We start from the raw sequence: 13071 nt of genomic DNA, 5'->3' as shown, positions 1-13071 counted from the left end.
TTGGCATCGCTGGGGTTGTGGAGGTTTTTTGTAAACTTATACCGCTGTCAATTGCTGCTTTTATGGCGGTCTACATCAAGAAAATCCGTATCGTAGCTGTAAGCGGGAACGCCGTGAATACCAACGTCCAGACCGATTAGCTCCTCGTCTTTGGAGACGCGAACCGGCATGATTTTGCGGATAAGCCATAATACGCCCCAAGTGAATACGAAACCCCATACAGATACGGTGACGAGGCCAAGTGCTTGTACACCTAGCAGCTTCAAGCCGCCCCCATAAAATAAGCCGTAATAGCCTTGTCCAACTTCGCTTGCGAGCTCTGGCTTAGCGAATAACCCGAGTGCCAGCGTACCAATGCTGCCGCTAATGCCGTGTACCGCGAAGGCGCCGACAGGATCATCGATTTTTTTGCTTTCCATGTATTCCGTCGCGAGCACCATCATAATGCCGCAAATCGAGCCGATGAAGATGGCAGCGCCGTCAGAGACGAATGCGCAGCCAGCGGTAATGCCGACAAGCCCGGCAAGCGAGCCGTTAATAACCATCGGGGGATCGGCTTTTTTATAACGAAACATCGTAAACAATATGCAGGTGGCTCCACCCGCTGCAGCGGACAGCATCGTCGTTACGGCGATATGCCCGATGGAGGTGTTCGTCGCGCTTAATGTACTTCCGGCATTAAAGCCGAACCAGCCGAACCAAAGGATGAATGCGCCAACGGATGCGAGCGGCAAATTGGAGGGCGAAACAATATTCACCTTGCCATCCGGGCTGAACTTGCCAATACGAGGCCCGACGAAAATGGCAGCAGCAAGAGCGGCAAATCCGCCAAGGGCATGGATAACAGCTGAACCGGCAAAGTCAATCATGCCGAGCTTGCCAAGCCAGCCGCCCGTTGACCATACCCAGTGGCCCGCGAGCGGGTAAATGAGTCCGGTCATGGCGATCGTCAGCAAAATGTAGGCACGGAAGTGGATGCGTTCAGCCACGGCTCCGGATACGATAGAGATGACCGCTATAACGAAGGCGCATTGGAACAGCCAATACGTTTCATTGGAAATATTAAGTACAATATGAGAAAGATCGCCGCTCAGCAGGAAGCCGCTGGAGCCAAACAGGCCGCTTACGTCTTTGCCGTACATAATAGCGAAGCCGAAAAAATAAAAAACGAGCGCTCCAAAAGCAATATCAACGAATACCTTCATAATGATGCTGACGGCATTCTTTTGACGGACGAAACCTGCCTCCAGTAGAGCGAAGCCGCCCTCCATCAGCAAAATCATAGCCGCTGTCAAGACAACCCAGATTGTATCGAGACCTCTCGACAGTTCTGACAACTCCATTGCGTAGGCCAACCCCTTATTATCGGATATAAAATGATGTTACTTTTCTAATTCGTTGATCATTATAATGAGTCAGAGTTAACAATGTCAACGCTTTTATGTAATGTTTCGTGACGCATGTCAGGTTTGGCTGGTGTAATATTCCTTTGTCTCGGTCTAGAGACCGAGCTGGATTTCAATCGGCCGTCCCTTTCTTGTGTTTGGAGAGTCCGTTATACTTAGACGTATCAAGTAATGAACCAATTGAAGGCAGGAGTTGATTACCTTATGAATGGCAGCTTTTTCAATCGATTTATAACAGCTGGTATCGTTATTGCGATAGGTGTTGTCTTTTTTCTTAATCAAACGGGTATCATTTCCACCCAGCTCAGTATTGGAGAAATGATCTCCAACTTCTGGCCGCTTATTTTAATCGTCATTGGGCTAAAAGGGGTATTTTCGAAAGATTCCCATAAGCATGGCGGCGGCTTCTGGGTGATGATTATTATTGGCGTCGTGTTTCTTGCCCGTAACATGGGCTGGTCGGATTGGGCCATAGGCGATATTATTCCGTATATTTGGCCGATTATTATTATTTTGGTCGGCATTAATATGCTTCGCAAGCCGAGCAGGAAAAGACGGAAGCAGGATGTGCCTCCTTCCGATGACTGGAAATCTTATGATGGTTATGGGGACGGCGATGTACCTCCGGCACCGCCGCTGCATCCGGGCCCAACCGATCCTTTTTCTCCTGAGCAGGAGCAAAAACAAGCTGGTTCCGTTAATGGAGCACCATTTCAGCAAAATGGCTTTGAAGGTGGTAAATCTAAAATAAATTTAGAGAAGGAACAGCCGATTGGCAGCGTGTGGAAAGAGCAGGCCAAGCAGCATTACCGCGATCAGCGTAAAGAATGGAAGCAGCAGTATCGGGAACAGCGCAAAGAGTGGAAAAATGAAAAAAATCACTACAGCGGTAAAAGCGAGTGGTGGAACAATGATCCGAATACACAGACCCGCTCTAATTTCATTGGCGATATTCATATCGGCCATGATCATTGGGAGCTGCAGCCAATCAACATTTCGCATTTTATCGGCGACACCGTTATTGATTTAACGAAAGCACAAATTGCTTACGGGGAAACGAAGATCACGGTATCCTCTTTTATCGGCGATGTGAAAGTATACGTCCCTAACGATTATGAAGTGGGTATTCACGTGCAGAGCAGCGTCTTCATTGGCGATGTGAAGTTTCTTGGCAAAAAGGAGCAAGGCATGTTCAAGTCAATGGATATGGCATCGCCTTCCTATGCGGAGACGGATAAAAAAATAAGGCTGGTCGTTAGCTCGTTTATTGGCGATGTGCGTGTCACGAGGGTGGGATAAGCGTTTATGATGGTTCGGTTGCTTCGCAGTGGAAAATGGGAATTGATATCCATGTTTGTGCTCGCTGCTGCTCTGGCTTATGGAGCGGCGGCGATGATCGCTTATGGACTCATGCCAAATGCAGGAAGATGGGAGCTGGGGCTGACAGCCTCAGCCGTCTTCCTGCTTGTTGCTGCGTCTTGCGGTTATTGGGCCGGGAGGCGCATACAGCGCAGAGTGGATACGCTTCAGCTTGCGATGAAGCAGGCTGTTAACGGCAATTTTGAAATTCGGATTGCCGAGCGGGGCGGCTTGTCCTTCACCGAGCTTTATGAGGAATTTAATGTGCTTGCGAGGCAAATGGAGGAGCGGATGACTTACATCCAGCGCACAGGCGAGGAGCAGGTTATGGCCGAGGCTGCCTCTAATGAAGCGGCGGTGCTGGAGGAGCGTAAAAGGCTTGCCCGTGACTTGCATGATACGGTAAGCCAGCAGTTGTTTGCGATGCATATGTGCGCCTCTTCGCTGCCAAAGCTTCAGCAGGTGGATAGCGAACGCGCGGCTGAGGTGCTGGGCCAGTTAATCGAGATGTCAACGCTTGCCCAGAAGCAAATGCGCACCTTTATCGCCCAGCTTCGTCCGATGGAGCTTGAAGGCCGTACGCTGCGCCAAGCGCTGGACAAGTGGTTTCCTGATTATTGCCGGCAAAACCATCTGCAAGGCGAGCTGGATTGGCGTCTGACTGAGCCGCTCTCGGAAGCGAAGGAGCATCAGCTTTTTCTCATCGTGCAGGAGGGGCTAGCCAATATCGTAAAGCATGCGAAAGCCGTAGGCTGCTCGCTAACGCTATCTGAAAATGAACGGCAAATTGTGCTGAGCTTGCAGGATGATGGAGCGGGCTTTCGGGTAGATGAGGTCAAACGGGGGTCTTATGGGCTGTCAACGATGCACGAGCGTGCCCAGAAGCTTGGTGGGACGGCAGAAATTATAAGCAAGCCAGGCAGCGGGACGAGGGTCAAGGTGTCTATTCCAAAAATATGGCGGGGGAGCGATAAAAAATGAACAGCCAGGAAAAGTTGAAAATCATGATTATTGATGACCATGATATGGTTCGAACAGGGCTGCGCACGTATTTAATGCTGGAGCCAAAATTTGAAGTCGTTGCAGAGGCTGGCAGCGGGCAGGCTGCGCTTGATAAGCTTGATGCCGGCATTCCGAAAGGGATGCCTGATGTCATGCTGATGGACTTAATGATGCCTGAAATGGATGGCATTGAAACGACGAGACGGGTCATGGCGAAATATCCGGATGTGAAAATCGTCATGCTGACGAGCTTTTTGGAGGATGATAAAGTGTATGCTGCTATTGAGGCAGGGGCGGTCAGCTATGTGCTGAAGACGGTTTCGGCCGAAGAGCTTATTTATGCGCTAAATGGCGCTTCGAAAGGCATGCCAGTAATGACCGCTGATGTATCTCAGGCTTTGACGCGTGGCCTCCGGCAGCGTACAGCGCAATCAGGTGATGAAGGACTGACGGAGCGGGAGAAGGAAGTGCTGCTGCTAATTGCCGAGGGACGTTCTAACAAAGAAATTGGCGAAGAGCTGCACATTAGCATTAAGACGGTCAAGACGCATGTCAGCAATCTATTAATGAAATGCGAGCTGGACGATCGGACACAGCTCGCGGTGCTCGCTCATCGCAAGGGCTGGGCCAAAAGCCAATAATCAGTATTCAAAAATAAACCATATCGTTTTTATCTATCACATAATGCAGCAAAAGGCGGGCTATACTAATGATGTACAGCGGCGAGCTGAGCCGCACTAAAGCGTACATAAAAGGAGCGTCTTGCTATGATTTTGCTGTCATCGGAGCTGGAAGCCAGCCATCAATCCTTTATTGAAACCCGCGATATGCTGACGCAGCATACGTTCGCTTTAGGCGGCAATTGGGATTATGCTGCTGGTTCGTTCGATCGCCCATTGGATGAAGCTCATAAAGTATGGCTGCGGATTCCTTTTGAAGTGACGGATGGCACCATCGATAATAGCTCTTCGGATACGGATGCAAGTATTAAGCTGGGAACGCCTTATGTGCTTAAGCATTTATATAATGAAGGCAATGACGAGGAAGCCTCGGTGCGGCTGGTAGGCGCCTTATTCGATCAATTTCAATCGCCGATTGATCCAGATGCTGACATTGAAAGCGAATGGGTCGAGCGGGCCAAGGACATTTTGCAGCAGGTAGAGCGGGCATTGTCCTGAGCTTGAGCTGACATTTGAATCATAAAATTAGCATGAAAAACTCCCTCTCATTGGTGATTGGGAGTTTTTTTTATGTATGTTTAAATGTCTTTTAAGATTGTTTTAAGGTAGAATGTGCATGATAGGAGTACAACAATTAACCAGCAAGCAGCCTCTAGAGACTGAATTGCTTCATTGTATACCGATGAGGAGGAAACGGGAATGGACGATCAGAATAAAAAGAACGGCTTTGATGATTTTTTCCAAAATCGTGAGGACGGGCAGCCGAAGCAGGAGGACAACGTTCAGCCAGTCCAAGCTGATGAAGCATCTGCTGATTCTTCTGAACAGGCAAGCAAGCCTTCCTACTACTATTCTTACGGACCGTTTAAGTCGGGCGCGCCCGATAATAATGTGCTAACTGATGGGTCAGGAGCAGGCAATCAGCCTATTTCAACTCCAGCACAGGCATCCAGCCAGGAATCTGCTGCGGCATCCCAGCCGTACAGCCAGCAGCAGGGGGATCAGGCAAGCTTTGTTGATTCTATGCCTCCTGCCCCAGTAAGGCCGTTCAGTTCATCGCAGTCATCCGCAAGAGGCGGCTGGCAGGTGAAGGAGCCGCAGCGCAGAACGTCATTCAAAGCGATGTTTTCTTCGTTTATAGCTGGGGTTTTAGTAGTAGGCTCTTTAATGTATGCGGCGGATGTGAACAATTGGTTTAGCAAGCCGGCGGAAGTGACCGTATCCCAGCAGGGAACCGCTACAGCGACGGGCCAAAACAGCGGGCTTACAGCAGCATCCGACAGACCGGACGACATTGCTAAGCTGTTCGAGGCATCAAGCCCGGCTGTTGTGAAAATTGAGACCTTTGCTTCGCCTGCAAGAAGCAATGGCGGTTCATCGGCTGATTCTTTCTTTGAGCAGTTTTTCGGTCAAGATTATCCGGGAGCAGGCAACCAGGAGCAAAACAACAACAGCAATGGATTGCAGGCAACGGGCAGCGGTACCGGATTCTTTTTCGACGCCTCCGGTTACATTCTGACGAACCAGCATGTTGTTGGCGGTGCAGAGAAAATCGAAGTCACGGTGCAAGGCTATGACAAGCCGCTAACAGCGCAACTGCTGGGCTCTGATTATAATTTGGATTTGGCTGTGCTTAAAGTAACGGACACAAAAGCTTTTCCTACTTTGAAGCTGGGCAGCTCCGACAGCATTAAAATCGGCGATTGGGTCGCGGCGATCGGCAATCCATATGGCTTCGACCATACGATTACCGTTGGCGTGCTGAGTGCGAAGGAGCGTCCAATTTCCATTCCGGATGAGCAAGGAACACGCAACTACGAGCATTTGCTGCAAACGGATGCCTCGATTAACCCAGGCAACTCTGGCGGACCGCTGCTTAACGTAAATGGCGAAGTAATCGGCATTAACACGGCTGTAAGCTCCCAGGCGCAAGGAATCGGATTTGCGATTCCAACAAGCACGATCCAAGGCGTATTGGAGAATTTGAAAAATAACGTTGAAGTTCCGAAAGATCCAGTACCGTTCATCGGAGCAGAGCTGGCTGATGTAACGGATGCTATGGCGAAGCAGCTAGGCATGGATAAAGCGGAAGGCTCCATTGTCAGCAATGTGTATTATAACTCTCCTGCCTACTTGGGCGATTTGAAACAATTTGACGTTATTATCGGCATTGACGGCAAAGTGTACAACAACACGCAGGACTTAATCGCGGCGATTAAGAAGAGAGCGGTTGGCGATGAAGTGCAGTTGAATATTATCCGCAAAGGTGCGAAAATGGATTTGACGGTCACCATTGGCGACCGCAACAAGTTCAACGCAGAATAATAAGCAAGCAGCATATCGGTGCAGCCGGTGCTGAATGGTTAATCAGGCGCAGAGGCGAACAATCTCTCTGCGTCTGTTTTTATGAAGCTTAAAGAATATGGGGGCGTACGGATGAGAACACAAATTATAGTTGTGGACGATGATGAGAAAATCACCTCTTTATTAAGACGGAGCCTGATTTTTGAAGGATATGAAGTGACGACTGCAAGCAATGGCTTAGAGGGGCTGAAGCTGTTAATGACAGCGGAGCCGCAGCTGCTTATACTCGACGTTATGATGCCGCATGTAGACGGCTGGGAAGTATGCCGTAGAGTACGCGAAGGCGGAAGCACGGTTCCGATTTTGATGCTGACAGCGAAGGATGATATTACCGATCGGGTGAAAGGGCTGGATACAGGAGCTGATGATTATCTGGTGAAGCCGTTTGCACTCGAAGAGCTGCTTGCCAGAGTTCGGGCGCTGCTGCGACGCAAGTCGGACAAGATTGAGGATACGGGCAGCAAAATCGTCTACGAGGATCTGGCACTTGATCAAGATGCCCGCGAAGCGATTCGAAATGGACGGCGTATTGAGCTGACAGCCAAGGAATATGATCTGCTGCTGCTCTTTATTCAGAATCCGCGCCGCGTATTGACCCGTGATGTCATTATGGAAAAAATATGGGGCTACGACTTCAGCGGAGAGTCGAATGTGCTTGAAGTTTATATTGCGATGCTGCGCCAGAAAATGGAGGAGGGCGGCGGCAAGCGCATGATTCAAACCGTTCGTGGTACAGGCTATGTGCTGCGGGGAGAGGGCTGATCAGCGATGACCATACGGCTGCGTTTAACTTTGTGGTATTCAGCTTTGCTTGCGATGACGCTGCTGATATTTGGTTTTGCCATCTATATATTTGTTAATTTTAATACTTATGGGCAGATGAAAGATCAGCTGAAGGGCGAAGCGGACAGCTACAATGTATTTGTGCGGGAAACGGAATCCAATGAGCTCAACCTATTGATTGCCCCATCGCAAGGGCGGTTTTATGAGCGTTCCTTTTATTTGCAAATTGTCAGATATAAAGAGGGCATTATTAATGCGAGCAAGGAGCTGCTCAGCTCAGGCATAAAATATCCGATTCCTGACGTGAAGGATAATGTGCAGGCAGGCTTTATAAAGGCTAACATTAAGGTAAATGAAGCGAATGTAACGTTTTTAATTTATCAGCGTCCCATTTACAGTGATGATTCCCAGACGGACCTGGTTGGTCTTATACAGGTTGGTGCCATCGTTACTAGCGAGGAAAGTTATTTGAAGGCTTTAAAGACGATTTTGTTTACCGCATCGGTTATCGCCGTCTTGATAGCCTTTACAGTTGGCTTGCTGCTGGCTCGACAGGTGCTGTGGCCAATTGAACGCGTCATTAAATCAACTGAGAAAATTCAAAGCGGTTCTGATCTTAGTGTGCGCATTCCAATGAGTGGCCCTAATGACGAAGTCGGACGGCTTGTCTATAATCTCAACGTCATGCTGGCCCGTTTGGAGACGGCCTACAATGAGCTTGATGAATCCTACAAAGCGCAGCGCAGATTCGTCTCGGATGCGTCGCATGAGCTGCGGACGCCGCTGACGACGATTCGAGGCAATATTGAGCTGCTTCAGCGAATGTGGGAAAAAACGAAGGACCCGGATGCATTGGATGGCATCGTGCTGGCGCTTGATAACCAGCGCTTCGGCCTTACGGTTGAGGCCATGCAGGATATTGCAGCAGAATCCCGCCGTATGTCGACGCTTGTTAATGATTTGCTGGCGCTCGCCCGTGCGGATGCCGGCTATGAAATGGAGAAGACGGTTGTATCGATGCAGCCGCTTGTCGAGGAGGTTGCACGCCGTGCCCAGCTGCTCCCGCGTACTGCTGAGTGGCGCGTAGGCGACCTGTCTCCGCTCAGCGGCATTGAGGTCAGAGGCAATCAGGATTATTTGCAGCAGCTGCTGTTTATTTTTATTGAGAATGCTTTCAAATATACAGTAGAAGGCCATATTGAGCTTAGCGTGCGCAGCAAGGACAATCAAGTCGGGATTACGGTCAGCGATACGGGCATGGGGATGGATCCTGAGGAAGTGCCGCATATATTCGATCGTTTCTATCGCGTGGACGAATCGCGTGGCAAAACGGTTGGAACGGGGCTTGGATTATCCATTGCAAAATGGATAATTGATGAGCATCGCGGCTCCATTGAAGTGCTGACGCGCACAGGCGAAGGGTCGGAGTTTACGATCTGGCTGCCCATAGTCTTTTCTGAGACGACAGATTCGTCTATAATAGAAGGAACGGATCGAACTTTGGGCTAATGCCCACGGTTCAGAAAGCAGGTGCACCAACATGCAAATTGTTAAAATTTCACCGCGGGGCTATTGCTACGGCGTCGTTGACGCTATGGTACTCGCACTGCAAACGGCTAGAAACCTTGAGCTGCCGCGGCCAATATATATTTTGGGAATGATTGTGCACAATGCGCATGTGACGGAAGCGTTCGAGCAGGAAGGCGTTATTACGCTGGATGGGGAGAACCGTCTGGAAATTTTGGAGCAGGTTGAAAAGGGAACGGTCATATTCACCGCACACGGCGTTTCCCCAGAAGTTCGCAGGCGGGCCAAGGACAAGGGATTGACGGTTGTGGATGCAACCTGCCCTGACGTAACGCGGACGCATGATCTGATTCGCGAGAAGATGGCCGAGGACTACCACATTATTTATATTGGCAAAAAAAATCACCCGGAGCCAGAGGGTGCCATTGGCGTAGCCCCAGACCGGGTACATCTTATCGAACGTGTTGAGGATATCGATTTGCTGGAAGTGCCGGAAGGCAATATCGTCATTACGAATCAGACAACGATGTCGCAATGGGACATTCGCCATATTATCAGCAAGCTGATTGAAAAGTTTCCCACGGCGGAAGTCCACAATGAAATTTGCCTGGCTACGCAGGTTCGCCAGGAGGCCGTAGCAGGACAGGCAGGGGAAGCCCAGCTATGTCTCGTCGTGGGTGATCCGCGCAGCAACAACTCCAACCGCCTGGCACAGGTGTCGGAGGAAATTGCAGGCGTTACCGCTTATCGTGTGGCGGATGTGTCGGAAATTAAACGGGAATGGCTCATTGGCATTGAGCGTGTAGCCGTTACTTCGGGCGCTTCGACCCCTACGCCGCTTACGAAGGAAGTTATTACGTATTTGGAGCAATACAATGACGACGACCCTGCAACATGGGAAATCGTACGTACTGTCAATATGGAGAAGCTGCTTCCCAATGCCCGCAAAAAGTCAGTTGTTGCGCGCCCGGAAGTGCCAGAGACGCCGTAAGGCGTCTTTTTTCTGTCTTTTACCCTTGACGGGAAGTGCCGCTTCTTATATAATCACTTTAACAAGTAAAAGCATAAAAGCCGCAAAGCATAGAAGCGTCGAAGCGAACAAGCGTTTAAGTGAAAAAGGAGAGATTAAAATGATCGTTATTACTAACCCGCATATTGAAGAAGCAAGAATTGCTGAAATTGTTACCCATATTGAAGCAGCAGGTGTTCAAGCCCATGTATCAAGAGGAACAGATCGGACCGTAATTGGTATTATAGGGAGCGCGACACCTACACTAGCCGAGCATCTTCGCCAGCTCAAGGGCGTTGAAAATGTGATTAAAATTTCCAAATCCTACAAGCTTGCAAGTCGTGATTTCCACCCAGATGATACCATTATTGACATTAAAGGCGTTAAAATTGGTGGAAATAATTTAGTTATTATGGGCGGACCATGTGCAGTTGAAACACCAGAGCAAATCGATGAAATTGCTCGACTGGTTAAAGCGGCAGGCGGGCAGGTGCTTCGCGGTGGAGCCTTTAAGCCTCGCACAGGCCCATACAGCTTCCAAGGCGTGGGTGTTGAAGGCTTAGTCATGATGGCAGAAGCGGGACGCAAGCATGGCTTGCTAACGATTACCGAAGTGATGACGCCGGAATACGTAGATGTATGCGCCGAATATGCGGATATTCTCCAAGTCGGCACGCGCAATATGCAAAATTTCGACCTGCTCCGCAAGCTGGGAACGATTCAAACCCCTGTATTGCTGAAAAGGGGCTTCAGCTCAACGTACGACGAATTCCTCAATGCAGCGGAATATATTCTTGCCGGAGGCAATCCGAACGTTATGCTGTGTGAGCGCGGAATCCGAACATTCGAGACCTACACAAGAAATACACTTGACTTGTCAGCTATTCCAGTATTGCAAAGCCTCAGCCATTTGCCAGTGATCTCTGACCCGAGTCATGGCACGGGCCGCCGCGAGCTTGTAGAGCCAATGTCGAAGGCATCCGTAGCTGCTGGAGCGAATGGGCTGATCGTCGAAATGCATACAGATCCAGATAATTCGATGACTGGGGATGGGGTACAATCGCTGTTTCCTGACCAGTTCGCTAATTTATTAAAGGATTTAGAAAAGCTCGCACCAATTGTTGGAAAAGAATTTAACACGGAGAAGGCGCCAGCAGAAGCTTTCAAAGAGTGGAAAATATAATCGACCTATAAAGCCGTTAATTCCTATGAAAATAAAGGGATTACGGCTTTTCCTTTTGCCGTGTAGGAGGAATTGTGAACAAATGTGTAAACCTGTAAGTATAGCTAACATGCGAATAAAAAATACCTCACATAACTATTGACGATGATAATATCGTAGTTTTATAATAACGTCATGGTTTGGAACGATAGGAGAACGTTACCCGTTCAATACTAAGCAAATGTTCGGAAATGGAGGAAATATCTGATGTCAGTTCAAAATGTTTTGGACACAATTAAAGAAAACAACATTCAGTTTGTAGATTTCCGGTTCGTGGATCTTTTTGGTCATGCGCACCACATTACCCTTCCTTCGACAGAAGTTGACGCCGATACTTTCGTAAATGGTGTAGCTTTTGACGGTTCCTCGATCCCGGGTTTCCGTGGAATCGAAGAGTCGGATATGGTTATGATGCCAGATCCTGAATCGGTATTTATCGATCCTTTCACTGATCACCCAACTCTAAATGTAATGTCTAACATTCATACGCCTGATGGCGAACGCTACGAGCGCGATCCGCGCAGCATCGCTCAAAAAGCGGAAGAGTTTCTGCAAAAATCCGGTGTAGGCACGACAGCATTTTTCGCTCCTGAATCCGAATTTTTCATTTTCGACGATGTTCGCTACGAAAGCTCGATGAACACTTCCTTCTATTCGGTTGATTCCGAAGAAGCTGGCTGGAACACAGCTCGCAAAGAAGAAGGCGGAAACCTTGGCTTTAAAGTTCCAGTTAAAGGCGGTTACGTTCCAGTAGCTCCGGTTGACTCCCAACAAGACATCCGCAGCGAAATGGTTCGCCTGATGCAGGAAGCTGGTCTTCGCGTTGAGCGTCATCACCACGAAGTAGCAACTGCTGGTCAAGCAGAAATCAACTTCCGTTTTGATACGTTGACTAAAACAGCTGACAACCTATTGAAATACAAATATATTGTTCACAACACAGCTCGCCAATATGGAAAAGTTGCAACTTTCATGCCTAAACCGCTGTTTGGCGATAATGGTAGCGGTATGCACGTTCACTCCTCCATCTTTGATGGCGACACGCCTTTGTTCTTTGAAAAAGGTGCTTACGGCAACCTGAGCCCGCTGGCTATGAACTACATCGGCGGAATTTTGCACCATGCTCCAGCTTTGATCGCGCTCACTAACCCGAGCACTAACTCGTTCAAACGTCTGGTTCCTGGCTACGAAGCTCCAGTTAACTTGGTGTTCTCCAAAGGTAACCGTTCGGCTGCGATCCGTATTCCAATCGCTTCCGTTACACCTAAAGGCTGTCGTATCGAGTTCCGTACGCCTGACTCCACAGCTAACCCTTACCTTGCGTTTGCAGCAATGCTGCTTGCAGGTCTTGACGGTATTAAGCGCAAGCTTGATCCAATTGCTTTGGGCTATGGTCCTTTCGACAAAAACATTTACGAATTGCCAGAAGAAGAGAAGAAAGACATCCGCAGCGTACCTGGTACGCTTGACGAAGCGCTGAGCGCTTTGGAAGCAGATTCCGAATTCTTGACTGAAGGCGGCGTATTCTCCGAAGACTTTATCGCTAACTACGTTGCATTCAAACGCAACGAAGCGAAAACTGTTTCGATCCGTGTTCATCCGCACGAGTACAGCCTGTACTTCGATTGCTAGAATGAACGTTGAAGGAGCCTCCTATGGGGGCTCTTTTTTTTCTACCTAGTCGCTGGAGTGAAAAGCATCCTTTAAAAGAAGCATTGG

11 protein-coding genes are annotated in these 13071 nt (G+C 49.0%); 10 read left to right on the top strand and 1 reads right to left on the bottom strand.

From position 1 onward, the window contains the following. Window positions 1-47: 47 nt before the first annotated feature. Window positions 48-1343 (bottom strand): ammonium transporter, encoded by a 1296-nt coding sequence (locus ACSR9A_RS29865; RefSeq protein ID WP_473762095.1) that lies wholly within the window; start codon window positions 1341-1343, stop codon window positions 48-50. 267 nt (window positions 1344-1610) lie between these two features. Between ACSR9A_RS29865 and liaF the strand changes: the two genes are divergently transcribed. The 10 genes from liaF to glnA all read left to right on the top strand — a co-directional run bounded on the left by liaF (window position 1611) and on the right by glnA (window position 12984). After that, window positions 1611-2705 (top strand): cell wall-active antibiotics response protein LiaF, encoded by a 1095-nt coding sequence (liaF, locus tag ACSR9A_RS29860; RefSeq protein WP_473762093.1) that lies wholly within the window; start codon window positions 1611-1613, stop codon window positions 2703-2705. Window positions 2706-2711: 6 nt separating this feature from the next. Beyond that, window positions 2712-3746 carry a sensor histidine kinase gene (locus ACSR9A_RS29855; RefSeq protein WP_473762091.1) on the top strand — a complete coding sequence of 345 codons (1035 nt, stop codon included), beginning with the start codon at window positions 2712-2714 and terminating at the stop codon, window positions 3744-3746. After that, window positions 3743-4408: a response regulator gene (locus ACSR9A_RS29850; RefSeq protein ID WP_473762089.1), complete on the top strand. Its 666-nt coding sequence runs from the start codon at window positions 3743-3745 to the stop codon at window positions 4406-4408. Before ACSR9A_RS29855 ends, ACSR9A_RS29850 begins: the two co-directional genes overlap by 4 nt. Before the next feature lie 126 nt (window positions 4409-4534). Then, window positions 4535-4945 carry a YugN family protein gene (locus ACSR9A_RS29845; RefSeq protein WP_341281601.1) on the top strand — a complete coding sequence of 137 codons (411 nt, stop codon included), beginning with the start codon at window positions 4535-4537 and terminating at the stop codon, window positions 4943-4945. Between the two features lie 201 nt (window positions 4946-5146). After that, window positions 5147-6772, top strand: coding sequence for a S1C family serine protease (locus ACSR9A_RS29840; protein WP_473762087.1), 1626 nt, complete (start codon window positions 5147-5149; stop codon window positions 6770-6772). A gap of 111 nt (window positions 6773-6883) precedes the next feature. After that, window positions 6884-7573 carry a response regulator transcription factor gene (locus tag ACSR9A_RS29835; protein ID WP_341281603.1) on the top strand — a complete coding sequence of 230 codons (690 nt, stop codon included), beginning with the start codon at window positions 6884-6886 and terminating at the stop codon, window positions 7571-7573. 6 nt (window positions 7574-7579) lie between these two features. Continuing rightward, window positions 7580-9103, top strand: coding sequence for a sensor histidine kinase (locus ACSR9A_RS29830; protein WP_473762084.1), 1524 nt, complete (start codon window positions 7580-7582; stop codon window positions 9101-9103). 31 nt (window positions 9104-9134) lie between these two features. Then, window positions 9135-10112: a 4-hydroxy-3-methylbut-2-enyl diphosphate reductase gene (locus tag ACSR9A_RS29825; protein WP_473762082.1), complete on the top strand. Its 978-nt coding sequence runs from the start codon at window positions 9135-9137 to the stop codon at window positions 10110-10112. 139 nt (window positions 10113-10251) lie between these two features. Then, the gene (gene aroF, locus ACSR9A_RS29820; RefSeq protein WP_341281606.1) at window positions 10252-11313 is read left to right on the top strand and encodes a 3-deoxy-7-phosphoheptulonate synthase; all 1062 of its coding nucleotides are present in this window, start codon (window positions 10252-10254) and stop codon (window positions 11311-11313) included. Between the two features lie 246 nt (window positions 11314-11559). Next, a complete protein-coding gene (glnA, locus tag ACSR9A_RS29815) occupies window positions 11560-12984 on the top strand; it encodes a type I glutamate--ammonia ligase (RefSeq protein WP_473762079.1) in 1425 nt (474 codons plus the stop codon). Window positions 12985-13071 lie beyond the last annotated feature (87 nt).

The organism is Paenibacillus sp. R-74696, assembly GCF_055814915.1.
This window is presented reverse-complemented; position numbering and strand designations above follow the sequence as displayed.